Raw genomic sequence first — 25,138 nt, 5'->3', positions numbered from 1 at the left:
CTGACCAATCTATGCACGAGAAAACTGCAGTAGCTGGTCTTGTAGAAGAGCTTTACACCTTCCTACGTCAAGCTGATGCGCGTGAGCTTGGTGGTCTTTTCCGTGCACTTGATAAAGCACGTGAAGCTGGTGATGCTGCTGAAGAAGCAAAAATCATCGAAGCGATCGACAATCACGAAACGCACGTTGTGCCAATCGTAGCTGACATCGATGCTGGTTTCGGTAACGCAGAAGCGACTTACCTAATGGCTAAGCAAATGATCGAAGCTGGGGCTTGCTGCCTACAGATCGAAAACCAAGTTGCTGACGAGAAGCAATGTGGTCACCAAGACGGTAAAGTAACTGTTCCACACGCTGACTTCCACGGGAAGATCCGTGCACTTCGTTACGCGTTCCTAGAGCTAGGTGTTGACGACGGTCTAATTGTTGCGCGTACTGACTCTGAAGGTGCTGGCCTAACTAAAGAAATCGCTGTTGTTAATGAGCCAGGCGACGAAGGCGACATCTACAACTCTTACCTAGATGTTGAAGAAATCGACGTAGCTGACATGAACGAAGGTGATGTTGTTATTAACCGTAACGGCAAGCTTGTTCGTCCTAAGCGTCTTCCTTCTGGTCTTTACCAATTCCGTCAAGGTACTGGTCATGAGCGTTGCGTATTCGATTGTATCGGTGCGATCAATGCTGGTGCAGACCTTCTTTGGATCGAAACCGCAGTCCCAACTGTACACGAGATCGCGGGCATGATGAACGACGTACGTAAAGTTCACCCAGATGCGAAACTTGTTTACAACAACTCGCCATCTTTCAACTGGACATTGAACTTCCGTCAGCAAGCATATGACGCAATGGTTGAAGCGGGCGAGGATGTTTCTGCATACGATCGTGCAAACTTAATGTCTGCTGAATATGATGATTCTGCATTGTCAGCAGCTGCTGATGCGCGTATCAAGACTTTCCAAGCGGATACTGCGCGTGAAGCGAACGTATTCCACCACTTGATCACTCTACCTACTTACCACACTACTGCGTTGTCTGTAGACAACCTAGCGAAAGAGTATTTCGGTGAGCAAGGTATGCTTGGTTACGTTGAAGGTGTTCAGCGTAAAGAGATCCGTCAAGGTATCGCATGTGTTAAGCACCAAAACATGGCTGGTTCAGACCTTGGTGATGATCACAAAGAGTACTACGCTGGTGATCGTGCGCTTAAAGCGGGCGGCGCAAAAAACACTTCTAACCAATTCTCGTAAGGCAAAAAGTTCTTAATTCGAGACTAATAGAAGTTAAAAAGAGGCTACCTTCGGGTGGCCTTTTTTGTTTGCCCGTTCTGAGCTTAATAGCACAGGGAATAACCACTATTATTGAAACAGTTGGTCAGCTTACTTGATGAAGTAGTTGATATGCCTATAATTCCCGCATCTTTAGAATTACCAAGGATTACCTATCATGATTGAGCTTCCCGAGATTTATAACGATGTCCAAACCGTTCTAGGTGAAGATGGCTTTGCCATACCTACTAACGGTGTTTGGTATCACGGTACTTCATCGGCACTTGTTGATTCGATTAAAGAGAACGGGCTTGTTCGTTCTGGCGATAAGGCCTTCAATCAAGTCGCGAAGCAAACCATGGCGACGATCGGAAATAGTTATACTGAGCAGCGCGAACCAGTGTTCCTTACTCAGAGTAAAGCATTGGCCTATTTTTGGGCGGAACATTGCGTAAAGCGTCGTTCGGTTCGATTCGAAGGTGAAGAGCAGCCTGTTGTTTTGACCGTTAATCTTGACGACGATAATGCTTCTAAAGTCCGTCCCGATGTCGGTGCTGCAGGTCTTCTTATGATAAAAGAAGGCGAGGGTTTCATGATGTTTATTGCTAGTCTGTATGAGCAAGCTGGTCTTAAGCCGCTTGATATAGATTTAATGAAAGCAGAGCGCGAAGAATACCTTACCAAGATTGGTATGGCGTATATCGATGACGACATCTTGTCTGATTCTATTTCTGCGTAATTGATATAATCGGCTGCTCTTATTGAGTCGCCAATCAATTTGTCGCTAGTATATGATTTATAAGGAAAATAATAATCAATGCGACTACTAGACGCAATGGTGGTGCAGCATGGGAGCGACAAAGTTATTGTATGTGGAAGATGATCCGGTCATCCGAGAAAACTTTTCTACAATGTTCATGTCAGAGGGCTATAACGTTGTTGCTGTTAGCACAACAGATGAAGCCCTTCATCTCATTCGAACTCGTTCAGATCTCGATATAGCTATATTTGATATGCAACTAGCGGAGGATCGAGCCGCTGGTATCGCGCTTTCAAAGACCTTTCGAGGTGCATATCCAATCGCTCCGATAGTTTTACTGTCTTCGTACGTAGATCTAGATCTACAGGTTGAAGCATATCAAGTCGGAGCTGATGCTTATATCGACAAGAAAGAGCCGTTGCCACTTATCTTAGTTCGCGTTAGGAGTCTAATTGCTCGCCTAGATGTACTTAAGACAGAGGGCACTAAAGAGTACGCGCAGAATGCAGACGGGATAACATTCGATCATGACTCTGAATTAGTCTTTTGGAACGGTCAAAGGTTAAGGTTGAATCATATACGCTATAAATTGCTATTGCAGTTAAACAGCTCTCCTGCAACGCAGTCGGTATATGATTTAATCCAGGCTGCTCAAATCTCTGCTGAATCAAATACCATTGCTCAACACATTAAATTGATTCGCTCTGAATTTTGTCGGATTGACCCTAGCTTTTCTTGCATCGAAACGGTCAGAGGAAAGGGTTATCGCTGGGTTGACGTTGGGTGATCGCTTTTCTGTCGTAAGGTCAGAATAACTCGATTTGCACGGAGGTTAATTTCTAGATTTAAGCCCTGAGTTTGGATGATCTGTTTTGCAAACTGATAATAAAAACTATCTATATTAAGGTCAGTTACTTTATAGCCTCTTATCTCAATAATCAGCTCGTCTAAGTTGCTCCGAATTTCTCCATGCAGTTGGATTGCTGCTTTCTGACTTAGTTCCCGCGCTATAAAGTTGAATGCCAGCTCAACCGCTTTTTTATTGTCAATTTCGATATGATAGGAAGCATGAAGCTCTAGGTGAATACTGTGTTCAGATAGAACGCTGGATAGTAAGGAGCACGCGTCAACATGCTTAACCTCAATGTCTTGCTCTGCATCGGTCGCTAGCGCTATTTCGTTCGTAAATTGCTGCAGTTCCATAACTTGAATTTGTAATTGATTTTTGAGACGTCCCTCTGGCATTAATACTAAGGATGAAGATAGCGCAACGATTTGGTTGCTTAGCTCGTGCCTGAGTAAGCGACTGGTAGACTGTGACCACTTATGAAGATCTTTTAACGAGTGTTGTAGAGCTTGGTTATTTTTGTAAGTCTTATGTTGTTGGAGCTCGCGCGCGATCGCTGCAGGTATTAATGCAAGCATGAAGAATAAGGCTGTTGCATCGATAATAACCCATTCTCGAAGAGAATGTTCTTGGCGAGAGAGAATATAGTATACGGTGATGGCAAGAGCGGTTGGAGTAGAGAAAGCGCTCGGTATATTAGCAAGAATAACAGCGGTTAAAATCGTGACCGTAATGCCAATCAGCTGATATGTGTTGCTTAAGCTTGTGAGTTCGTTTGTGTAAGTTAGGAATACGTAGGATGAATATAGGAGGCTAACACAAACAAACACATAGTAGAGCTTCTCTTGTCTTAGGCGATGCAAAAGAAAGAAGCTTCCTATCCATGGTAATGCGATGATTCGCTGGATCATGATGGAGTTTGGGTCATTTAGGGCAATGGCATCTGCCGCAAATAATGCACCACATATTAACGCAATGCTTAATAGTGCTATACCAGTTTCGTTATGCTGTCTGTTGTAGTTCCAATGAGTGAAATCAGAATATTTACGTAAGGTGCTGAGCAGGCGACTTTTAAAATCATTACGTGAGCTAAGCATGTTCCACCTTCTCAGCCGCAAGTTCTCTACTCATGTTTGATTGTAAGGCTGGAAATATCATTTGAAATACAACCAATCCTTTCTCGGAAGTAGCATTGAAAAGTATGCCGTTCGCAATGCAAATATTTTTACAAACGTTAAGTCCTAAGCCGTATTCTCCATGCACGCTTCCTTGCCTGTTTTCACTAGTGAGTTCGTTAAGTGATGCTGGCAGACGTGGTCCCTTATTCTTGATCAGCAGAGTCCTTCCTTTCTGTATCTCAATGCTGATGGCGGTAACTTTATTGCGATGACGTATTGCATTGTTGGTTATATTAGTGATCAATCTTGTTAGCAAGGCGGGCGCAAGCTCGATATCGAAGTCGCGACTACAGAACAAATTAATATTAGCTGTACTGTAAGTGGTTTGGAGCTCATGTGTTAACAAAGAGACATGCTCAAGTATCGAGTAATTTGTCTGCTCCTGTATATGATTCTCGCTGTCATACCAATCAAGATCGCTCAGAAGGGTTTGGCTGATCGTTGAAATTTCGTTTAACGAATGGTTTAGGCGTTTAACGTGTTGATTTGATGAACCAGAAGTGCTGAGAGCGTTAAGGCTAGATCTGATCGCAGAAATCTTTTTGTTAAACGCATCCTTGGTTAAGGTTTTAAGAATGCCGTTCCAGCTTTCTCGGGAATTAACAATAGCCAGATTGTTACGCGTAATTTCGTACTCGCGTTTGAGCGTGTTGTTGCTCGACAAAGCCCAAAAGTAAGTACTCAAAGCGAGGGTAATGTAAGTGAGTAGTAGTAACCCTGTATATGAATATTGTTGATGCCAGAGCATGTAAGAGGCAGCAAGTATGCCGAGTATAATGTTGCATTTAGCAATTAATAAAAGCCTTTTTTTACTCAGTGTCAGGCAAGCAATCATATAAACATGAATCTGAAGTAAAAACGCGATGAGTGCGGGGGTGTCAAGTTGACTTGCATAAAATAGCGTTGCCCAACTCACGAGTAGAATCATTGCGAGCGCTATTGCTTTGTCAGCACTTTCATAATCTTCTTTCTTGAGGAGATGTAAGGCTAAAATTAGCAACGGGGCTGCGATTAAGCCTCTGAGTATTGCGCCGAATATCCCTGCGACGAAATGGTCTGGGAATAAAAAATAATCAATCGGAGCATAGACAAATGCTGTGGCAGACCCGATGACTACACCGATTTTGTTCTGTCGTGAAGATTGCTCTAAAGCATATGTGGTAAAACTCAAAAAACCACCTTAGTTATTCTTTTTATTAGCTTTCCATGATTCGTATTCTTTCTTTTTGGTGGCCTAATGTAAATAGTTTTTGGCTTGTCATCATAATCTGTCATTAAATATATATTTTCTCTAGCGTTACAATTTTTAACAATTTAAGTGGTGGTAAATCTTTAAAAAAATAAACAACGATACAAAGGATACTGTAAATGGCCGGACCAATAGTAAACGATGATGCGTACTCGATAACCTCAGGAGAAAACAAACAACTGGGCTACGTCTTTTCTATTTTTGGCAACAAGTTTGATCTCTCGGGATTGCTAAAGAATGATCAATATGAAGATGGTGATCCACTTGAGATCGTGTCTGTTGAGGGACAAAGCTTAAATGACGGAGAGGTAACGGTAACCGGGTCAAATGGAGGGGAGTTCCGAATATTCTCTGATGGATCGATATTTCTTGATGCTACAACCGGTTTTGAATATCTCGCAGCGGGTGAAACAGCAAATACGATTGTCACTTAGACTGTATCAGACGGCACAAGTTCTTCAGTCGCATCAGTAGTTGTAACTGTAACCGGTGTAGATGGCGACTAGATTCTTGCCCAAGACGATGTATTTTCTACCGAAGAAAGCACTATCCTCGCAGGGGTAAATGTTACATCGAACGATGAATTGTATGCAGACTTTGCTGAAATAGTGGCCATTAATGGAATTGGATCTAACGTTGGTGCTGAAGTTCGAGGGTCTAACGGAGGTTTGTTTACTATAGTTTGCAGGCGCTGAGCATTATCGTTTACTTATGCAAAGTCATGAGCTTTCAATTCGCGAAGCATTGTTGACAGCCAAGCGCGATATGAGCGCGAACTTAAGTTTGCCCGTTATCAATACATCTAATCTCCCCGATGGTTGGTTAACTGAACAAAGCTCTACCGCGCAGCGTCTATTTGAGCTTGCGATTGATAACTTAAATAGCGAGTTGTCGATTGCTGATCAGCGCTTAGATCAGCTGAAGCAGCAAGCCAAGGGCTTGCATCGCGAACGTCTCGCGAAAGTATCTCAGTTAGCATTTATGGAGGAGGAAATTCAATCATGGAAAGGCATGGTTGAGAAAAAGCTCGCCAACAAACTCAGAATTTTTATAGATACAGAGTGAAGCCGCTGAATTGCGCGGTGTAATTGCAAAAAACTGAGGCGCAACAAGCAGAAATACAGGTCAAGATTGGCGAGGTGAAGCTAGAGAAGCTTCAAGCCAAACAACGTTTTCAAGAGCAAACAGTCACTGAATTGCGCGATATCAAATTTAGTTTAAAAGATGTACGCGAGCAGCTGGCAACGTCAAGCAATGTGCTTCAACGGGTTGATATTCGTGCGCCGGTTGATGGAGCTGTAACCGGCTTAAACGTACATACGGTTGGCGCAGTTGTTCGGGGAGGAGATGTCATCATGGAGATCGTCCCTGCGATGGATACTTTAATTGTTGAATCTCGTGTTTCGCCCACTGATGTAGACAAAGTCTATAAAGGCCTTGATGCTAGGATGAGAGTCGCGTCATTTAAACAACATGAATTTCCACAGTTGAGCGGAACGGTCGAGTCAATTTCGGCTTATGTCTTTGAAGATGAAAGACAACAAACGCAATATTACATTGCACGTATTGCGCTAAATGGTTTTGTTGCATACGACGATATGCTCCCATTTGATGATGACGGGAACCTTCTATCCATTCACCCTGGCATGCCAACAGAAGTAATGATTATTACTGGCTTAAGTGCACCTGCTCATTACTTATTAGAACCATTGATTAATTCGTTTAACAGGGCCTGGAGAGATTCGTAGTTTGGGTTGTGTGGTTCAGCGCTATTATTTTAAAAACGGAGCCTCATTCTCCGTTTCTTTTATTTCATGTTGTAAATAGTTGCTGAATTGATCAGCTAGTCATACACTTCTCGTACCTGTCGGGGAGCTTCCAGTGGTTAGGGAGCTGAGACTGCTAGCTATGCGCTGTATCCACAGTAAAAGCAGGACCCGTTGAACCTGATTTGGTTAATACCAGCGTAGGGAACAGTCTGCTCGTTTTGTAACGTTTGAGTCGTTATCAGCAGATTGCTCCCTAACAATTACCTTGGAGCATACATGAGCAACACGCCACAGCAGCCAGCTAAAAACGCAAAGATCACCGACGCAAATATCTCCAAAACAGCATCGGTCGATGAACTTTCTATGACGCCATTTCCTGCGTCGAAAAAAATCTACGTAAAAGGTAGTCGCGACGACATTCAAGTGGCTATGCGCGAAATTGAACTAAGTCCAACCAAGCTGCAAGACGGCAAGGAAGAACATAACCCTCCAGTTCGTGTCTACGACACCTCAGGCCCATATACAGATCCAAATAAAGACATCGACGTGCGTTTAGGCTTAAGTCCAATGCGTGAAAAATGGATTCTAGAGCGCAGCGACACCGAATTGCTTGCAGGCTTCAGTTCTGAGTACGCAAACATTCGCGAGAAGAACATAGCGCTCGAGGGTTTGCGTTTTGAGTACAAGCCAAAGCCACGTAAAGCGCGTGAAGGCAAGAATGTCACGCAACTTCATTACGCGCGTCAGGGCATTATTACGCCTGAAATGGAATACATCGCAATCCGCGAAAATCTAGCGCTCAGCGAAGCTGAGCTTGAAAAAGCGGTATCGGAACAACATCCGGGTCAAAGCTTCGGTGCATCGATTCCTAAGATTATTACTCCTGAATTCGTACGTGATGAAGTTGCTCGAGGCCGCGCGGTAATTCCGAATAATATCAACCACCCTGAATCTGAACCAATGATTATTGGTCGTAATTTCCGCACCAAAGTAAACGCAAACATTGGTAATTCGGCAGTGACATCTTCTATTCAGGAAGAAGTTGAAAAGACGGTATGGGCGACACGCTGGGGTGCCGATACTGTTATGGATTTGAGTACGGGGGACAACATCCACGAAACACGTGAATGGATTATCCGAAATTCATCAGTGCCGATCGGTACCGTACCGATTTATCAAGCATTAGAAAAATGTGGTGGTGTTGCCGAAGATTTAACGTGGGAATTATTCCGAGACACACTGATCGAACAAGCTGAGCAGGGCGTTGATTATTTTACGATCCATGCCGGCGTATTGCTTCGTTATGTTCCGATGACTGCAAAACGCGTAACGGGAATCGTTAGTCGCGGTGGTTCGATTATGGCGAAGTGGTGTTTGGCTCATCATAAAGAAAACTTCCTCTATACCCATTTCGAGGAAATTTGCGCAATCATGAAAGCCTATGATGTTTGTTTCTCATTAGGCGATGGCTTACGTCCGGGGTCAATTGCCGATGCAAATGATGAAGCCCAGTTCTCTGAACTTCGTACCTTGGGCGAATTAACAAAGATTGCATGGAAACACGACGTTCAAACCTTTATTGAAGGCCCCGGACACGTGCCAATGCATATGATTAAAGAAAACATGGAAGAACAATTGGAGCACTGTGGTGAAGCGCCTTTCTATACTTTGGGGCCACTGACGACTGACATCGCTCCAGGATATGATCATTTCACTTCTGGTATAGGTGCAGCGCTTATTGGTTGGTATGGATGTGCAATGCTGTGTTACGTGACGCCAAAAGAACACTTGGGCTTACCTAATAAAGAGGATGTAAAACAAGGCTTGATTACTTATAAGATCTCGGCGCACGCCGCAGATCTCGCGAAAGGTCATCCCGGCGCACAGATTCATGATAACGCGATGAGTAAAGCGCGATTTGAGTTCAGATGGGAAGATCAGTTCAATCTCGCGTTAGATCCGGATACGGCACGTGCATATCATGACGAAACGCTTCCTAAGGATTCAGCGAAAGTTGCGCATTTCTGTTCAATGTGTGGGCCAAAATTCTGCTCTATGAAGATTTCACAAGACGTTCGAGATTATGCTGCGGAACAAGAACTGGCTAAGGCGGCTGATGTTGGGATGCAGGAAATGTCCGAGAAGTTCAAACAAGATGGCAGTGAAATCTATCATGAGGTGTAAGACTTAGTATTAGATTTTGGTGGTACTGAAGGAGGTCGATCTTTTAAAGTTCGGCCTTTTTTATTGCGCGTACTAAGCAATAAGCGGGTATTTGCTCGAAATCTTTGAGTTTCCATAAAAAAACTGCCATTTACTCTATCTATTTTTTTCTGAAAAGGTATACTTCGCGCGAATATCATTTCAAAGGTTTATTATGGATATTGCTCGTATTGATCTGAACTTATTGGTTCACTTGGATGTTCTACTACGCGAACAAAACGTTACAAAAGCAGCTAACCACTTAGGTATTACGCAGCCAGCGATGAGTAATGGTCTAAAACGTCTTCGAAATTTGTTTAACGACCCTTTGCTTGTTCGAACAAGTGATGGCATGGCTCCCACTGAACTCGCACTATCTCTTAAACCGCAAGTGCGTGAAATTCTCTCTAAAGTCGAGCGCGTCGTACAGCCAGAACGTAGTTTTGATTTGGAAACTGAGCGTGTATTTAGAATCATGGCGAGTGACTACGCTGAATCTACTTTGATCCCGGATGTACTTAGCGAAGTCCGTAAGCTGGCGCCGCTAGTGACCTTAGATGTTCTTACTCCAAGTGATGTTAGTTTCGAGGATGTTGAGCAGGGCCGTGTTGATATGGCAATCAACCGTTTTGATACGCTTCCTCAGTCCTTCCATTCTAAAACCTTATGGAACGATAGCTTTTCATGTGTTTTGTCGCCAGAGAATCCTGTGCTTGAGGGCTTCAACCTAGAGTCTTACCAAGAAGCTTCGCACATCTGGGTTAGCAAGACAGGTTTTGGTGTTGGCGTTGGTGTAAATCCTCAAGATGTGCAGCGTTTGGGATGGGTGGATGAAGCCTTAAACAAACTTGGCGGAAAACGAGATATACGGGTATTTACGCGCCATTATCAAGTTGCAATGCAGCTTGCACAACAGCCTGATTTGATCGCAACACTTCCTACGCGCGCAGCACAGTTAAAGAGCGAAAGTGCAAAAGTTGTCATTAAAGAGCCGCCATTCGACATTCCATCATTTGAGCTGAAGATGGCATGGAGTCCATTGCTACAGCACAATGCTGGTCACAAATGGTTAAGAAGTCTCATTTCTGAGGTAGCTGAAAAGCATCGATAACAGCATATCAAATCTTGTTAAGCTTCTATTAAAAAAGGTCAGTTAAAACTGGCCTTTTTAGCATCTAAAACTTGTATTCTAGTCCTAGTCGAAATCTAAGTCGTTCTGAATCCTCAACGAGTGATGAGTTTTCTGTTTCTGCTAATACCTCTTCCCAGGCCGCATAAAAAACGCCTACGATATTCTGAGAATAAGGTTTTTTAATCACAATATCGAAACCAAGGTGGCCGCTATTTTCGCCTTCGAACTCCGGTCTAAATTCGTCAAACTGGCGCTGAGTCAAATCGGGCCTCGGATCTACCGCTCTGTTTTTTAACTCTTCAAATCCGTTTACGTTTTCAGACGCACTTATACCGTAGTAGTAATCATTGAAGGCAGAGCTAAAATAGTGAACGTAAATACTCGGCGTAAATGTTATTAAGTTGGGGTTGCCTGTGGGCCGTGCCAAGCGAACAATGTTATGCATGCCGCCATGTTTATCAGAAACATCTTTGTAATACTCCCAAGTTAAATCGCCAACTTGAGAGTAGTAGGTATACAAAAAACCAATCTCGAAAGCTCGGTCACGATTTTCAATACCGACAAAAATATCTTTGCTTGCATCGTTGATATCTTCTGTATCCAAGAAGTAATCGTTATAAGAAGCGATCAGGGCGATTGAGATATTGTTATGACGAAAACCTGTCCATCCAACTACTTTATCTTTAATAAAAAAGTCGCCGAAATTTGCATCGATAAATGGATAGGGCTCTGTGTACCCATCTTGCCCCTGATATATGCCTGATTCGTATGTAACACCTAGACCATAGGCATTTCGTTCGTCCGCATTAGCACTTAATGAGAGAAACCCTAAGCAAAAAAGGAGGGCAGGAAATAAACTACGCTTCATCAATCGTCCAATATCGAAGTAAAACAGCGGGTTATTGTAACGATTGCTTACAAAAAGGAATGAGAAACAAGGCTGTTTTTTCTATTTCAAAGATATTTTTGTAGCGCTAGCGTGTTAACTACTTATTTATTTGAGCAAACCAATGAGCAACGCGATCGTGAAGGATATCTGTATCTATTGGCTTAGTAATATAGTCCGACATACCCGCTTCTAGGCATTTTTCGCGATCACCATCGATTGCGTTCGCGGTCATCGCGATTATTGGTATATCTTTATAAGACTCTCCACATACACCTTTTCTTATGTTTTGAGTTGTTTCATATCCATCCATCTCGGGCATTTGGCAATCCATGAAGATCATGCCATAGCTTGGTTCGTTGCTCATTTTCTCAAGCGCTTCAACACCATGATTCGCGACCTCAACACTTAAACCAAGCCCTTCAAGTAAGGTAACAGCCAATATTTGATTGATAGGATTATCTTCAACAAGCAAGACCTTTAAACCTCCGTAATCACGATGATCTTCTTTGCTGATATCGGGTTCACCTTCGCGTTCGTATGACTCTTCTGCCTGCATAGATATACTCATAAGCGCGTCATATAAATCATTATGCGTTGCAGGTTTTGGAAAATAACTATCGGCCCCAAGACTATTGATTTGATCGGCGCCCCTTAAATCAGCCAATTTAGTCAGCATACAAATGTGAGTATGATTGCTGTGCGAGCGGAGTGACTCGATGAGATTCTTGGTTTCTTGACCGATAACATGATTACTCAGAAAGCAAATGTCGCCATCAAAGGATTTAATTCCGTCTTTAAGTTCATCTGAATTGAGTTTTTTAGACGAGACTCCCCATGTTGTGAGTTGTTTTTCGATAACGCTTGCCGTTCGTTCACACGAGTCAATGATTAGAGCATTGATGTCTGAGAACTGGCTGATATCAAACCTATTACTTCTTTCAATTTCGGCCTTGAATGCTAATGTAAAGACGCTTCCTTCAGCGAGATCACTCTCAACAGTTATATCCCCGTCCATTAGCTCAGCGAGCTGCTTGCAAATAGTTAGTCCTAATCCTGTTCCGCCAAATTTACGTGTTGTAGATGTATCAACTTGAGAGAATGATTCGAAAATTGCGGAAATCCTGTCTTGCGGAATTCCTACGCCAGTATCAATGATTGATACGTAAATGGTGTCATTACCATATTGGGCAGAGTTTGAGGCTTTAATCGTTACACTACCGTGCTCTGTAAACTTAATTGCATTGCCAATTAAGTTGATAAGAATTTGGCGAATTCGGCCGGGGTCACCCTTAATTTGATGTGCGTTCAGCTCGCTAGTATCGAGAATTAACTCTAAAGACTTATCTTCAGACACGCAGGCAATACTGCTGGAAACATCCGACAATAGATTGACGATATCAAAAGCAACGTTTTCAAGAGTGAGCTTGCCGGCCTCTATTTTTGAGAAGTCTAATATATCATTGATCAACACTAACAAAGCATCAGCGCTCGATTTAGCGAGCTTCACGTGCTGTATTTGCTCCTTGGTTAGGCTGCTCGATTCAAGCAATCCCAACATGCCAAGAATTCCATTCATCGGCGTACGGATCTCGTGACTCATACTAGCGAGGAACTCAGATTTCAATTGGGCTGATTCTTCTGCTTTGAATTTGGCATCTTCCAAATATTGCTGTGTTTTTTCTTGATGTGTGACATCTCGTTGAAAACCCAGAACATGCGTCACAAGGTTGTCATGATTACGTATCGGCGTTAATGACAGCTGATTATGGAATTCCTCACCCGATTTTTTATAGTTGATGATATTTACCGTGATTGGTTCAAAATTACGCAGCGCCGTTTGTATCAAAGCCTTTTTGTGAGGCTGTGTGTTTTGACCTTGAAGAAAACCGCAATTTCTACCGACCACTTCGTTCGCAGCATAGCCAGTTTGTCTTTCAAAAGCCTTGTTTACATATGTAATCGGAAACCCTTGCTCTGTTGCATCAGAAATAATAATTGGTGTTTGGGCTTCATCAATCGCCTGATTTTTTATCGACAGCTCTTGCTTTAATTGCTCTGATTTCGTGATGTCCACACCTGTAATCACGATACCGATCACTTTATCAGAACGATCCTTATATAGTGTTTTGTGCCAGCTGACTATCTTCGTGACATCACTTATTCGAAATGATTGGGTAATAGGTCGGCTCTGCTCGTCAGAACTAAGGAATTTACGTGGAAAAATATCTGATGGTCTATCAAGTCGGTTATCTTGATTTATTTCGCTATACAACTGATTAAACGAGTTGTTCGACATAAAATTGTTATAGTTGAGGTCAAACACAACCAGCATCTCATCAAGAGAGTCAATGACATCCTCTACGCGCTCTTTTATTTTTGTTGTCGTAAATAGTCCCTCAATTAGCTGATTAAACGCGTTGCGCAACTCGGTAATTTCTGAAGATTCATTCTCACTTTCAGTGAGTAGCTTAAAGTCATCTTCATGACGAGATTCTACGATTTTACTTTTTAAGAGATTAATAATGTCGCTCGCTGTTGTGCTTGCGAGCCCAATTGCGTTTACAAGTGCAATGACAACGAGCGCAAAGATGCCAAGCATAAGGCCAACAACCCAAGCCGCATCTTTATACACATCTAAGTTGGATTGGATGACTGAGAGTTTTAGCGTACCAAGAATATGTGATGTGATGATGCTGCCCATCCCAGAGTCATCAGTTACTGGCCCTGAGCGATATATAAGATCTTCGTTTTGACGCAGTTCAAGAGAATAGTCTTCAGTATCAAGTTGGATTACGTCAGATAACTTCTCAACGTAAAGTACTATAGCCCCTTCGGGGGTCGGGCCATAAATCACGGGAAAAGCTATAAATATCCCGTTCTTATCGACAGATCTAAAGTGTAAACCATCTTCTAATGTTGAGCTCTTCCAGTCGTACATTTGTGACTTGTTAGCAAAGTACTTATGGTTATTTCCTGTAATAAGCTCTCCTTCGAAGTCTGTAAAAACAATACTGAAATTTGATTTGTCGCCAATGAAGTTTATAGGCTGTAGAGAGCGGAAAAATACGGGAAGATACGATTCTCGATTACTAAAATCGATCAGACTATTGATGATTAAGTCGTTACGAGCGAGTGATTCAACTTGCTCATCGAGACTCGATAGCCGTTCATTAAGTCGCTTTTCGAAATCATCTAAATACTGCTCATGCGTGATGCCAATATTAAAGTTGATGATGAAAAACGTAGTAATGACTGTTATTAACGCGATAGATAAGACAATGGGCACGAACCGACGCAAGGTTGTCTGCCTAATTCGTTGATTAAGTGTCTTTGCTTGAGTCATGGCTTTAAATACCGGTTTTAGAGCTTATCGCGGTACTAAATGACCGTTGTTATTGAACTTAGAAATAAAGTAGTCGTCGCGCAAAAGCGCATCATGCTGCCCAGCGTTAAACGGCGAGGTATAGTTCTTTATGAGCCCCTTGTGGCTTTTTAGATTTTCTAAAGCATCTCTGATTTTACTTCGTTTAAACACGCCCGCGTCTTTCACAGCGATAGCAAGCATATGCACGAGATCGTAAGCTTGAGCTAAACCAACCACTCCAGGGATGTTTTTCTGGTCAGCGTCTGCGACAAATTTTTCTTTATATGTATTTAGAACACGATTAGCTATCTCTTCATCATATGCATTTACAAAACTAAAAGTTTGAATCGTTGAGATATCTAATTTGTTAATTCTCTCTAACCCGACGCCCGAAACATAACTGCCACCCGCGATACCCCAATGAGAAATGATGGGTTTTGATTTTAATAAGGCACTCGAAATTAGTCCTTTGGTGACCACAATGCCCTCTGGTGCATTGGCCACAAGCATAATCGCATCAGGGTTTTCTGTTTCTAATGCCGACAATTGGGTTTCAATGTTCTTTTCGCCCCAATTTACCCAGTGTATACCTGCGACATTGAGCCCCAGCGATTCAGCGGCTGCGGTCATTGAGGCTTTATTTGAACGCCCCCAGCCGGTCCGCTCGAGAACTAGAGAAATAGACTGTGCGTTAATTGACTGCGCGTAGTTCACCAATACTGGCCCCGCTTCTTTGTCTCGGATCGAAACGCGAAAAACAAAATTTGGATTATATTTGTTTGACGTAATAGGTGTACCAGCAGCCCACGGAACTAAGAACAACAGTTTGTTTTGATGGATAATTTCAAGTTCCTGCAGAACGACGGGAGTATGAACACCTCCTAGTACGGCAATCAGATTATCCATTTTTGCAAACTTCTTGAGGTTGCTTATTCCGCGAGCTGGATTTCCCTTATGATCGCGAGTTACTAGTTCAAGCTGCTTGCCGTTAATGCCTCCGTTAGTATTGATCTCTTCTATAGCAATTTGAGCGCCTCGTTGAATCGCGAGCCCTCCAGCTTTCGCACCACTAGACATATCAGCATCCAAGCCGATCAATAATTTGTCAGCATTGGCAAAAGGGTGAGAAAATAAAGTAACGACAATAAAAATCACTAACTTTCTAAAAATCATCATATCGGCTAACCAGCAAACGCAATTTCATAGCTCAATTGTAGACAAGAAAATAGATCGCGCTCGCGAAGTAAAAAACGGTTACAAAAAGAACTGGTTTTGTTTTCTAAGAAGCGGGTATCAAAGATTGCGAAGGGAACGTGTTGACCGGTACAAAACAAATTTAGTTATGAAAGGCTTGGAGTGAATGGCCCGCCCTTCAGGATTCGAACCTGAGACCTATCCCTTAGGAGGGGATTGCTCTATCCAGCTGAGCTAAGGGCGGAATAGCTGAGATAATACAACAATCGCCTTACTGGAAAAGTTAAACGAGTGAAAGGTCGTTCATTAGAACTGCAACAGTTAAGGCTCGGTAATTAGTCTTCGCTAACATACTTAGGTAAAGAAATTCTAAATGTCGTACCTACGTCAACTTCACTAGAAACATCGATCTTACCTCCAAATCCTTTGATAATTTCATAGCTGATTGACATACCAAGACCCGTACCTTGGCCAACGGGTTTCGTTGTAAAAAACGGGTCAAAAATCTTTTTAATATTGCCTTTTGATATTCCGCAACCAGAATCCGCTATCTCAGTAATGACCATATTGTTGTCGTTGAACGTCGTAATTCGCAGTGTGCCTGCTTTACCATCCATCGCATGCGAAGCGTTCACCATTATATTTAATAGTACTTGATTAAAAGCGCTAGGGGATAGCTTAACTTGATCACAGTGATTCAATTGTTTTTCAAGCGTGCAGCTATATTTTATTTGATTCCAAACAATGTTCAGCGTTTGCTCAATCAAGTCGTTCACAAGAACCACTGACTCTTCTGTCGTCTCTCGAACATAGCCCTTCATACTATTAGTGATCTCTTTTATTCGCGTACCGCCAGTAATGCTTTCGTCGATTAAGCTATTTGCATCGCTTAGCACGAAATCTAGATCCTCAATCTTCAAGGTTTTCTCAATTGAGACAAGAATTTCTTCATGATTTAGCTTTTCTGACTTGGATAACGATCCCATCAAATCAAGGAGTTGCTTCGTGAGCTGATCAAGGAAAAAGATATATTCCTTCAGTGTGCATAAATTACTCATCATAAAACCAACGGGATTATTGATTTCGTGAGCAATGCCAGCCGACATCTGACCTAAACTTGCCATTTTCTCTGTTAATATTAAGGCATCACGTTTTTGACTTAATTCAGATTCGATGGCCTTTAGCTTTCGGATTAGAGCAGTTTTTTCATCGGTAAGGTTATCGTTATCCTCAGTTATTGATGCGATTTGTGAATTTTGAGATTTTTTAACCGAAAGAGCTGTAGCGCCAATACATGAGGTTGAAACAATAATTAAACCAACCAAGCGGCCTACAGAAGTTGGGGGCATCAGGTAATAAAACAGAACTATTGTCAGTGCCGAAAATAATGATATCACAGACACAATAATAAGCAGCGGCGCTATTGATCTATCTTTCGATTTGTCTGTGTATGCTCTGCTAAACATAGAACTAACCCTGCAGCTTCTGATTTGTAAGCTAGTATAGACAAGAATAGTTTTTTAGGTTGTGTGATTTGGAGGAATATTAGTGAGCGATAAGCATATCATCGTTATAGTTGACGACGAGCAAGATGTGCTCAATTCAATGAAACGCGTTTTTCGGAAATCCCCGTTTGAAGTGCACACCTTTGACTCAGGAGAGAGAGCCGTCGAAGTACTGAAAGATCTAAGGCCAGATCTCATTATCAGTGACATGCGGATGCCTGGGATGGATGGGGCCGAGTTTTTATCGCAAGCAAAAAACATTGTTCCTGCGGCACCGAGGATTTTACTAACTGGGCAAGCAGATAAAGAAGACACGGTACGTGCGATAAATGATGGTGAGATTTTCGCATTCGTAAGCAAACCTTGGGATAACACAGAGTTCCTAGCTTTAGCAGAAGATGCGCTGGCGCGCCGTAATAAAGAGAAAATGAAAAATCGTGCATTGCATACACTCAAGAAAATGCATGACGAGGTGTCTGAATCAAAAGAAGGCATCGAGCGAGAACTCGCTGAACAATCGCAGGAAAACCAACAAAACAAACAAGCAACTGTAGATGCCTATCTGTTAATGGAAGAAAGCTTTCTGAACCTGCTAGATATGAAGCAACCAGGTCAGAGGGCATTTGCACATCAACTCGAAGAGGTTGTCACCAAACTAGCCGCCCGACTCAATGTTGAGAAAGATGGACTAAAAGTACTGTACCAAGCTTCGCGCTTACATGGGCTCGGCAAAATATCCGTTCCTGATGCGGTTCTTGAGAAAGGATATTCAAATTTAAGCGAATCAGAGAAAGAGTTATATCACGCATATCCAGCAAACGGGGCATGCACACTTATTGCGATCGAAGCCTTTTCAGCGTGCTCTGACATTTTGTTTAAACAACAAGAACGATTAGATGGATCGGGGTTTCCTCTAGGTCTTAAGGCAGATGAGCTATCGCCGTTAAACCGCTTGTTTAATGTTGCGCTCGCTTATGCTGAGTTGAGATTTAGTCCGTCCGTTACTCCATTACCTCACGATCAAGCAATTCACGAATTGAACGCAAATGCTGCAGCCTTTGATCATAAAGCCTTGCAAGCATTGAGCATGATTAAGCTAGAGCGCGAACTCTCTGATGCGACTAAGCAAACTATCGTGCATGTACACGGACTGAAGGTCGGCATGGTGATTGTCGAGGATATTTATAGTGAAAAGAATATGCTGCTACTGCGCGGCGGCACTCATGTAACCGAGATCTTAATAGAAAAACTTACAAATTTGCAGCGACAGATGGGCAAAGAAATTTTAATCAACGTCAGATTTGACCCCATCACTGACGCTGATTAACCAAAGACGTCTATATTTTAGGCTGCCACCTCATTCAGGCTGTAAGACGATTTTAACTGATATTTCTTGATGAGCGCGTCGCGCTTTGAAGGGAGAATATTGATTCTATCTAAATCACCATCCACAACCTCGATCAAGCGTTTATCCATCACCTTAAACCATAGCCATGGGATATACGCGACAGGGAACATGCCAAAATAGCCATTTGGGAGCGATGGTAGATCATCAAAATGACGCAACGATTGGTAAGCACGGGTGGCGTTAGCGTGGTGGTCTGAATGCCTCTGCAAGTGAAATAAAGCCCAGTTAGAAAAGATGTGGTTACTGTTCCAACTATGATGAGGTTGAGGCCGTTCATAACGCCCTGATTCAAGTTTTTTGCGTAGCAAACCGTAGTGCTCAATATAGTTTGCGGATGTGAGTTGCCACATTGACCAAAACCCAGCAATCAACAAGAAAGGTATCACCACAGCCCCGAAGATGAGGGCAAGTGAGACGTAAAATGCGCCAGTCATCAACACAGTTTGTATAAATTCATTTTTCAAAGAGTAGGGTGATAACCCCTTGTCTTTAAGTCGCTGATGCTCAATTTTAGCTGCTCGTGCGATTGCGTTAGGTAATTCACGTGCGGCAAAGGAGTATATGTTCTCGCCCATTTTTGAAGATGCAGGATCTTCTGGCGTAGCAACCATTTTGTGGTGGCCCCGGTTATGCTCAACGAAAAAATGTCCATATGCCGCCGGTGCTAATACAAGTTTAGCGAGCCACTGATCAGTAGAAGTCTTTTTGTGGCCCAGCTCGTGTCCGATGTTAAGACCGTATCCGCCGATATACCCCGTGGTGAGTGCTGCTCCAAGATAACCAGCGACACTTAGATCGTACGAAGATACAAACCACGCTATAAATATGAAGACACCAATGACGACCGGAACGTTGATCCTAGCGATGAACTTGTAATAAGGGTCTGCCTCAAGCATCGGTACAACAGACTCAGGCGGATTACTCGTGTCTTCGCCCATAAAATAATCAATGACCGGAAATAAGAGATACCAAAATGCAATGAACAGCCATAAAAATACGTCATTAGGTGACAACATATATAGCAAAGGGCCTGCGACAGCCAGCAGGGGCACCATAAAAGATACCAGCCAAAAATGACGTTTTTTGTCGACGTAAACCTCTCCTTCTGGAGATATAAAAGTACCTGCGCGCATGATCCATTCCTATTCTTATTGAGCGTGGAACTATTACAGCAAGTGATAGATCAAAAATTAAGCGTTGAAACTGGCATTAAATCGTCATAATCTGACACTCTTCCGGAATCAATTAACGATCATCGTATGTCGATTAGTAAAGAGCAACTTCAACACTTAAGCCCTAGCATTCACCCAAGCTACGCTCGTTTGTTGGCTGGACACTGCCGAAATGCTGGTGTTGTGATAGAGCAATTGTTTGAAGGAAATAGCTTAACTTGGGAGCAGCTCATCGATAGCAGCCAGTATGTTAGTTTTGAGCAGTTTAAAAGGTTATATGCGAAAGCAGAGCATTTGTCTGGCTCAGATGACCTAGCACTCGATATATCAACGATAAGTCAGTCGAGCGCGCACGGGCCTCTGGGCTATGGCGCAATCTCAGCCCCCACGGTTCGACAAATGTTCTTTCTAATTCAACAGATGCTAGCGACGCGCATTGCAATCATCAAAATGGGCGTGTCCGATGTAAATGGCTATACAACACTCACGATCGTTCCAGACTTTGACTTAGAAAATCTAAATTTATTTGTAAGCACAATGGTGATTGGGTCATTGCTAGATTTTTACGAGAAGTCTACAGGGAAACAGATCTCTCAACTTGAAGTTCATTTGCCAGTTAGCGCATTGTCAGATCTAAACCGTTATCGAGCTAAATTTGGTGGAGCGACCATCGTGTTAGGAAGTGAAACGCTCAAGGTAGTATTACCAAGTAGCGCATTGGATGAACAAACGCTTACTGCAGATCAGTATGCGTTCCGTAATGCGCAACGAGAATGTCAGCTATTAATTGATCAAGAAAACAAAGGCGGTGAATTTTCTCGACAGGTCAAGCACTTCCTCTTTGAGTTTAGTGAGCGCTTTCCACAACAAGAAGACGTCTCTGAACATTTTGCTATGTCTACACGTACCTTTATTAGAAAGTTAAAACGCGATAACACAAGCTTTCAAAGCTTGTTAGATGAAGTAAGAAAAGAGCTTGTTCTGTTGCGTTTGAGTGATACAAATCAGAGTATTGAGAGTATTGCTTTAAGTGTTGGATATGTAGAAGCATCGAATTTCTCACGCGTATTTAAGCGATGGTTTGGATGTACGCCCTCTGAATTTAGAAGTTCAAATAAATTCTAAGGACACGGAACTTATTTTGGTTCTAAGGTGTCTTTAAAACACAATTTCAGACAAATGATTATTAAGACGAAGATATAATTATATGCGCGATACCCGCCCCCTTTTGTTAGATAGCGATTTCCCTAAAATCAAACGACGTAATATAGAAGTATTGCAGGTCAACTTGGGGTATCTCTGTAATCTAAGTTGTACACATTGCCATGTGAATGCGGGGCCAACACGCACCGAGTTAATGAGCAAAGAGACCGTCGATCAATTGTTGCGACTGATCGATCTGCACGGAATTAATACGCTCGATTTGACTGGTGGAGCACCAGAATTAAACCCTCACTTTAGATACTTTGTGTCGGAGGCCCGAAAACGAAACGTGCATGTGATGGATCGCTGTAACCTCACCGTTCTGCTCGAGCCAGGACAAGAATACTTAGCACAATTTCTAGCTGACAATGATGTTGAGATCGTTGCCTCACTTCCATGTTACACAGAAGACAACGTCGATGCTCAGCGTGGAAAGGGAACATTTGACGGAAGCATCAAGGCGCTGAACCTGCTCAATGCGCTCGGCTACGGCATTGGCGACGACGACAAAAAACTAAGTTTGGTTTATAACCCTAATGGCGCCTTCTTACCGCCTCCTCAGGACAAACTTAAAGCTGATTATCAGAAGCATTTATTTAGTAATTTCGAAATAAAATTCGATGATCTCTATACGATTACAAATATGCCAATTGCTCGCTTTGGCGCCGTGCTGCTGGCAAAAGGTGAGTTCAATGATTATATGACGCTCCTAAAAGACGCGTATTCGCCAAGCAATGTTGACGCTGTGATGTGTCGAAACACCTTAAGCGTCGATTGGAAAGGCTATGTCTATGATTGTGATTTTAACCAAATGCTTGAATTACCTATCCACTCGCAAGATAAAAACATCATAGCAAGTGACAATTCAGCACTGCATGTCAGTGAACTGTTCGAAACGAACTTAGACGGTCATCCTATTGTCATAGGTGAGCATTGTTATGGTTGCACGGCAGGTCAGGGTAGTAGCTGTGGTGGCGCGCTGTAAGCCAGTCGTCTTTAATGAATACCTCTCCGGCTAACACAAGATTGAGTGTCGTAATGCCTGTTCATAACGAGCAGGACTCGATAATTCGTTCTGTAAGCTCATTATTGGATAATCTCGGAAACAACCTTCACGAATTGGTCGTAGTGGATGCTGCTAGCACCGATGATACACGCGCTCGATTTGAATCTCTGCAACTATCAAAAGCTCGTTATTTAATGAGTGATCGCCCTGGCCGAGCATATCAAATGAATTTTGGTGCTAAGCATGCTTCAGGCGACATTCTGATGTTTGTTCACGCAGACACGACCATTGAATTGTTTAATGATCAACAGCTTAAGGACTTTAGTCATTCTGATTGCTCGTGGGGATATGGTTCGCTTGAATTTGATAACTACGCACCTCATTTTCGTTTTTTGAGTTTTATGATTCGTTGGCGATCTGGATTAAGCAGCATATGTACGGGTGACCAAACACAAGTAATCAAAAAAAGTGTCTTCGAGACTCTCGGAGGTTTTCCAGAGCAAATCCTCATGGAAGATGTTGAAATATCGATTCGTTTAAAAGAAAACTCTAAACCGCAGCAGTTTACGTTTCGCTCCATCACGTCCGCTAGGAAATGGGAAACAGAAGGCTTCGTTAAAACAATCTTAAATATGTGGCGATGGCGATTTTCATATTGGATATTTCGAGACGCAGATAAAGTTGCAAGGCAATATTATCGCGACAGATAAGCCATTTACCTGACCGCACAATTGCTTGATTATTATTCACTACGATTTATCTCTGATATCACTGTAATAGCACTAGTAATTTGATCTAGATCAATTAGAATCCACCAAAATTTTTCATTACTTAGATTAAATAGGTGCGAATATGTCTGTAGAGACCTTTGAAACTTGGAGCTTAGCGATCGGTATAACGGCGCTTATCGCTTACATGGCTTATATCGTTTGGGATTTAGCTAAGAAATCAGATGCTGGCAAATTCGGCACAATGGTTCTTTTTGCTGCACTAGGCATGGGCGCGGCGGGCTTCGTAATTAAAGCCGTACTAGTTGAAACGCTCGGCGTGTAGTAATTAGCTAACGCTGCTCAGTAAAAAACCCGCTTGATGGCGGGTTTTTTGTTTTCTGGTGGTTTGAAAATTAAACCAGCTCGATAATTTCTATATCGATTAAAACCAACTTTCTTCGCAAACAACTCAGCTCTTAGTTGCTGCTTCTAATTCGCTGATTAATCGTAAAGCATCTTCAAATGAATCACCGCATGTATATTCTGTAGGGTTAAATTCGCGACACACTTTAGGTCTTTTTTCATATTCCATACAGCGATTTTCGGAATCCAAATTAACGCACCGGATTCCGGCTGGCTTTCCGTCTGGCATATTTGGTAAAGCACTTGTTATCTCTGGCGCGATACAACATGCTCCGCAGGGATCATGGCACTTCATGTTTAGCTGCCTTATTAAGATGTTAAACAGGGTAGAATGGTTTTAGTCCGTACTGATCAGATTTACCAGAACGTGAGCCAGACATGCTCAACTTATGCAGAGCTTTCACCGCTGCTAACAATTGTTTTTCATCCTGCTTATATGATTCATTATCATGTTGTGCGGAATACTTTGCCGCTTCTAGCCGAGCGATAATTTGTTTTGCATCATTTTGATCTAATGACGAGATGCGATCGAGTTGTCTGGACCATGTATGAAATACACTCAAATACCGCATGTCGTAACGCTCAATCAAATGGATCAACTCATCATAAATATCTTGTTCTTTATTGGACTTGCGTTCTTGTTGAGTATTATCTCGTCGAAGTTTCCTATATAACCAAGTAGCGTGAGCACCCCAAGAAATTAGTACTAAAACTATTGCGATAGGCCATAGATACGAGGAACTAGACACAACCTGTTCTGAGGTGCTTTGTGTAGTCTCTGCCTCAGAATTTAGCGCCGAAAGCTCAGAGCTAGAGCTTGAATCCTCAGAGTTTTGATCAAGAGCCGACGAGTCTGGCGTGTTAAGGTCTTGCTCAGTGCCAAGTCTAGAAGCCGCGACAACATCGATAGACTGTTCTGGTAGACGTGCAACACGCTCTACATCATTTACCGTATCCCACCATTTTATTTCGAGTGCAGGTAGGATCGCTTGCGCTGGCGAAACGGCAACCAGCGCATGTCGTTCCTTGCGCTGACTTTGTGCTCCAGCTGAGTGTTCAATCGTGTCGAGCTCTGGTGTATCAGGATATACCTTGAGCGCATTAGACGATGGAGGCTCTAGTTCGGGTAGCGCAGAGCCAAGCAAACCTAATGCAGATAATGTTACCGTTCGCGTTACCGATCCGCCCACTTCAAGCGTTGAGATCTCAGGGTCGAACGATTGAGTGAGCGCCAGGCTTGATGCTGGAAGCCACGTTTTGCCTGAAAATTCAGCGGGAGGCGGTTTTACGTCGAACTCGACTGAGTTTGCTAACTCGCGAGCACGAGCTCTTCGACGAGTCCTAGAATCAACGACGGTTCCGGTGAATTCAGGGCCCGCAAGACTTAGTGCGCCACTTTTTTGCGGGAACAGCAAATAACGTCGTTCATATACTTCGTAGCGCTGGTTGTATGCCATTTTGTAAGTCTTGGTCGTTTCTCCAAATGGCTCGATAATAAAATCTGAATTTTGTGGTTCAGACATATCGCCACGAGCTTCGCCGAGCGTGTAGAGCTCGAGAGTATAAATAATTTGTTCTTGCAGGTAGGGGCTTGGTTTATCGATACTCGCTTTTAAAAATACAGATGGTGGCTGAGCATCACTATGCGGACGACTCCCTGCAATTACCTCAATGCTAACCGGCGCGCTCTTTGCGTCCTTAAAGCTAGCTTCTGGGATTGTTAAGCTTCCGGCGCTTTTTGGGCTTAGTGCATAACGCCAGGTAATAAGGCTCTCAGTTTTACCGTTAATCGATTGCATGTTATAGCTTTGGCGACGGTCTAATATCGTCCAGGCTTCTTCGAGATTAGGGAAGTCAGG

At 42.8% G+C, this 25,138-nt stretch carries 22 protein-coding genes, 1 tRNA gene and 1 riboswitch; of the genes, 13 read left to right on the top strand and 10 right to left on the bottom strand.

The genetic code is table 11. The features are described 5' to 3' along the window. The 3 genes from A3762_RS10460 to A3762_RS10450 all read left to right on the top strand — a co-directional run. The coding region (locus tag A3762_RS10460; protein WP_068755356.1) for an isocitrate lyase at nt 1-1,250 on the top strand (1,250 nt) is incomplete at its 5' end. Between the two features lie 196 nt (nt 1,251-1,446). Then, nucleotides 1,447-2,007 (top strand): hypothetical protein, encoded by a 561-nt coding sequence (locus tag A3762_RS10455; RefSeq protein ID WP_068755353.1) that lies wholly within the window; start codon nt 1,447-1,449, stop codon nt 2,005-2,007. 109 nt (nt 2,008-2,116) lie between these two features. Beyond that, the gene (locus tag A3762_RS10450; RefSeq protein WP_068755351.1) at nt 2,117-2,815 is read left to right on the top strand and encodes a response regulator transcription factor; all 699 of its coding nucleotides are present in this window, start codon (nt 2,117-2,119) and stop codon (nt 2,813-2,815) included. Here the strand turns inward: A3762_RS10450 and A3762_RS10445 are convergent. Then, a complete protein-coding gene (locus A3762_RS10445) occupies nt 2,791-3,972 on the bottom strand; it encodes a hypothetical protein (RefSeq protein WP_068755349.1) in 1,182 nt (393 codons plus the stop codon). The genes A3762_RS10450 and A3762_RS10445 overlap by 25 nt on opposite strands. Then, nucleotides 3,965-4,969, bottom strand: a complete 1,005-nt coding sequence (locus A3762_RS10440; protein ID WP_156493386.1) for an ATP-binding protein — start codon at nt 4,967-4,969, stop codon at nt 3,965-3,967. Before A3762_RS10440 ends, A3762_RS10445 begins: the two co-directional genes overlap by 8 nt. A gap of 452 nt (nt 4,970-5,421) precedes the next feature. Here A3762_RS10440 and A3762_RS10435 point away from each other — a divergent pair, with 452 nt between their 5' ends. The 5 genes from A3762_RS10435 (at nt 5,422) to A3762_RS10415 (ending at nt 10,384) form a co-directional block, all read left to right on the top strand. Beyond that, the gene (locus A3762_RS10435; protein ID WP_068755345.1) at nt 5,422-5,736 is read left to right on the top strand and encodes a hypothetical protein; all 315 of its coding nucleotides are present in this window, start codon (nt 5,422-5,424) and stop codon (nt 5,734-5,736) included. 331 nt (nt 5,737-6,067) lie between these two features. Beyond that, nucleotides 6,068-6,367 carry a hypothetical protein gene (locus A3762_RS10430; protein WP_156493385.1) on the top strand — a complete coding sequence of 100 codons (300 nt, stop codon included), beginning with the start codon at nt 6,068-6,070 and terminating at the stop codon, nt 6,365-6,367. Nucleotides 6,368-6,390: 23 nt separating this feature from the next. Next, nucleotides 6,391-7,050 carry an HlyD family efflux transporter periplasmic adaptor subunit gene (locus tag A3762_RS10425; RefSeq protein WP_068755341.1) on the top strand — a complete coding sequence of 220 codons (660 nt, stop codon included), beginning with the start codon at nt 6,391-6,393 and terminating at the stop codon, nt 7,048-7,050. A gap of 110 nt (nt 7,051-7,160) precedes the next feature. Next, nucleotides 7,161-7,292, top strand: a riboswitch (TPP riboswitch). Nucleotides 7,293-7,347: 55 nt separating this feature from the next. Continuing rightward, entirely contained in the window at nt 7,348-9,255 is a 1,908-nt protein-coding gene (thiC, locus tag A3762_RS10420) for a phosphomethylpyrimidine synthase ThiC (RefSeq protein WP_068755339.1), read from the top strand. Nucleotides 9,256-9,448: 193 nt separating this feature from the next. Continuing rightward, on the top strand, nt 9,449-10,384 hold the full coding sequence (locus A3762_RS10415; RefSeq protein WP_068475777.1) for a LysR family transcriptional regulator: 936 nt from the start codon (nt 9,449-9,451) through the stop codon (nt 10,382-10,384). Nucleotides 10,385-10,448: 64 nt separating this feature from the next. Here the strand turns inward: A3762_RS10415 and A3762_RS10410 are convergent, their stop codons facing one another. The 5 genes from A3762_RS10410 to A3762_RS10390 form a co-directional block, all read right to left on the bottom strand. Next, entirely contained in the window at nt 10,449-11,273 is an 825-nt protein-coding gene (locus tag A3762_RS10410) for a MipA/OmpV family protein (protein ID WP_068755337.1), read from the bottom strand. 118 nt (nt 11,274-11,391) lie between these two features. Further along, on the bottom strand, nt 11,392-14,637 hold the full coding sequence (locus A3762_RS10405) for a response regulator (RefSeq protein ID WP_082869070.1): 3,246 nt from the start codon (nt 14,635-14,637) through the stop codon (nt 11,392-11,394). Nucleotides 14,638-14,661: 24 nt separating this feature from the next. Further along, nucleotides 14,662-15,834: an ABC transporter substrate-binding protein gene (locus A3762_RS10400; RefSeq protein ID WP_082869069.1), complete on the bottom strand. Its 1,173-nt coding sequence runs from the start codon at nt 15,832-15,834 to the stop codon at nt 14,662-14,664. 185 nt (nt 15,835-16,019) lie between these two features. Beyond that, a tRNA-Arg gene (locus A3762_RS10395) sits at nt 16,020-16,096 on the bottom strand. A 91-nt stretch (nt 16,097-16,187) separates the two neighbouring features. Further along, the gene (locus tag A3762_RS10390) at nt 16,188-17,318 is read right to left on the bottom strand and encodes a sensor histidine kinase (RefSeq protein WP_082869068.1); all 1,131 of its coding nucleotides are present in this window, start codon (nt 17,316-17,318) and stop codon (nt 16,188-16,190) included. 82 nt (nt 17,319-17,400) lie between these two features. Here A3762_RS10390 and A3762_RS10385 point away from each other — a divergent pair, with 82 nt between their 5' ends. Next, nucleotides 17,401-18,684: an HD domain-containing phosphohydrolase gene (locus A3762_RS10385; RefSeq protein WP_068475766.1), complete on the top strand. Its 1,284-nt coding sequence runs from the start codon at nt 17,401-17,403 to the stop codon at nt 18,682-18,684. 17 nt (nt 18,685-18,701) lie between these two features. Here the strand turns inward: A3762_RS10385 and A3762_RS10380 are convergent, their stop codons facing one another. After that, the gene (locus tag A3762_RS10380) at nt 18,702-19,898 is read right to left on the bottom strand and encodes an alkane 1-monooxygenase (protein ID WP_082869067.1); all 1,197 of its coding nucleotides are present in this window, start codon (nt 19,896-19,898) and stop codon (nt 18,702-18,704) included. A gap of 126 nt (nt 19,899-20,024) precedes the next feature. Here A3762_RS10380 and A3762_RS10375 point away from each other — a divergent pair, with 126 nt between their 5' ends. The 4 genes from A3762_RS10375 (at nt 20,025) to A3762_RS10360 (ending at nt 23,199) form a co-directional block, all read left to right on the top strand. Next, complete coding sequence (locus A3762_RS10375) at nt 20,025-21,062, top strand: AraC family transcriptional regulator (RefSeq protein ID WP_068755327.1); 1,038 nt, start codon at nt 20,025-20,027, stop codon at nt 21,060-21,062. 82 nt (nt 21,063-21,144) lie between these two features. Then, on the top strand, nt 21,145-22,125 hold the full coding sequence (arsS, locus tag A3762_RS10370; RefSeq protein WP_068755325.1) for an arsenosugar biosynthesis radical SAM (seleno)protein ArsS: 981 nt from the start codon (nt 21,145-21,147) through the stop codon (nt 22,123-22,125). A gap of 14 nt (nt 22,126-22,139) precedes the next feature. Next, the gene (locus A3762_RS10365; protein WP_068755323.1) at nt 22,140-22,856 is read left to right on the top strand and encodes a TIGR04283 family arsenosugar biosynthesis glycosyltransferase; all 717 of its coding nucleotides are present in this window, start codon (nt 22,140-22,142) and stop codon (nt 22,854-22,856) included. Nucleotides 22,857-22,998: 142 nt separating this feature from the next. Beyond that, nucleotides 22,999-23,199 (top strand): DUF2788 domain-containing protein, encoded by a 201-nt coding sequence (locus A3762_RS10360; RefSeq protein ID WP_068474998.1) that lies wholly within the window; start codon nt 22,999-23,001, stop codon nt 23,197-23,199. A 126-nt stretch (nt 23,200-23,325) separates the two neighbouring features. Here A3762_RS10360 and A3762_RS25840 read toward each other — a convergent pair whose 3' ends face one another. Further along, nucleotides 23,326-23,574, bottom strand: a complete 249-nt coding sequence (locus A3762_RS25840) for a YkgJ family cysteine cluster protein (protein ID WP_082869066.1) — start codon at nt 23,572-23,574, stop codon at nt 23,326-23,328. 22 nt (nt 23,575-23,596) lie between these two features. Further along, on the bottom strand, nt 23,597-25,138 hold a 1,542-nt coding region (locus A3762_RS10355), incomplete at its 5' end, for a BatD family protein (protein WP_068755321.1).

The sequence above is a fragment of the Oleiphilus sp. HI0125 genome (assembly GCF_001635355.1).
The sequence above is the reverse complement of the archived record's forward strand: the minus strand, read 5'-3'. Positions and strand labels throughout refer to the sequence as shown.

Coding starts and splice junctions, on each gene's coding strand:
- A3762_RS10455 (WP_068755353.1), top strand. CDS start 1,447: ATGATTGAGCTTCCCGAGATTTATAACGATGTCCAAACCGTTCTAGGT.
- A3762_RS10450 (WP_068755351.1), top strand. CDS start 2,117: ATGGGAGCGACAAAGTTATTGTATGTGGAAGATGATCCGGTCATCCGA.
- A3762_RS10445 (WP_068755349.1), bottom strand. CDS start 3,972: ATGCTTAGCTCACGTAATGATTTTAAAAGTCGCCTGCTCAGCACCTTA.
- A3762_RS10435 (WP_068755345.1), top strand. CDS start 5,422: ATGGCCGGACCAATAGTAAACGATGATGCGTACTCGATAACCTCAGGA.
- A3762_RS10430 (WP_156493385.1), top strand. CDS start 6,068: ATGAGCGCGAACTTAAGTTTGCCCGTTATCAATACATCTAATCTCCCC.
- thiC (WP_068755339.1), top strand. CDS start 7,348: ATGAGCAACACGCCACAGCAGCCAGCTAAAAACGCAAAGATCACCGAC.
- A3762_RS10415 (WP_068475777.1), top strand. CDS start 9,449: ATGGATATTGCTCGTATTGATCTGAACTTATTGGTTCACTTGGATGTT.
- A3762_RS10410 (WP_068755337.1), bottom strand. CDS start 11,273: ATGAAGCGTAGTTTATTTCCTGCCCTCCTTTTTTGCTTAGGGTTTCTC.
- A3762_RS10405 (WP_082869070.1), bottom strand. CDS start 14,637: ATGACTCAAGCAAAGACACTTAATCAACGAATTAGGCAGACAACCTTG.
- A3762_RS10400 (WP_082869069.1), bottom strand. CDS start 15,834: ATGATGATTTTTAGAAAGTTAGTGATTTTTATTGTCGTTACTTTATTT.
- A3762_RS10390 (WP_082869068.1), bottom strand. CDS start 17,318: ATGTTTAGCAGAGCATACACAGACAAATCGAAAGATAGATCAATAGCG.
- A3762_RS10380 (WP_082869067.1), bottom strand. CDS start 19,898: ATGCGCGCAGGTACTTTTATATCTCCAGAAGGAGAGGTTTACGTCGAC.
- A3762_RS10375 (WP_068755327.1), top strand. CDS start 20,025: ATGTCGATTAGTAAAGAGCAACTTCAACACTTAAGCCCTAGCATTCAC.
- arsS (WP_068755325.1), top strand. CDS start 21,145: ATGCGCGATACCCGCCCCCTTTTGTTAGATAGCGATTTCCCTAAAATC.
- A3762_RS10365 (WP_068755323.1), top strand. CDS start 22,140: ATGAATACCTCTCCGGCTAACACAAGATTGAGTGTCGTAATGCCTGTT.
- A3762_RS10360 (WP_068474998.1), top strand. CDS start 22,999: ATGTCTGTAGAGACCTTTGAAACTTGGAGCTTAGCGATCGGTATAACG.
- A3762_RS25840 (WP_082869066.1), bottom strand. CDS start 23,574: ATGAAGTGCCATGATCCCTGCGGAGCATGTTGTATCGCGCCAGAGATA.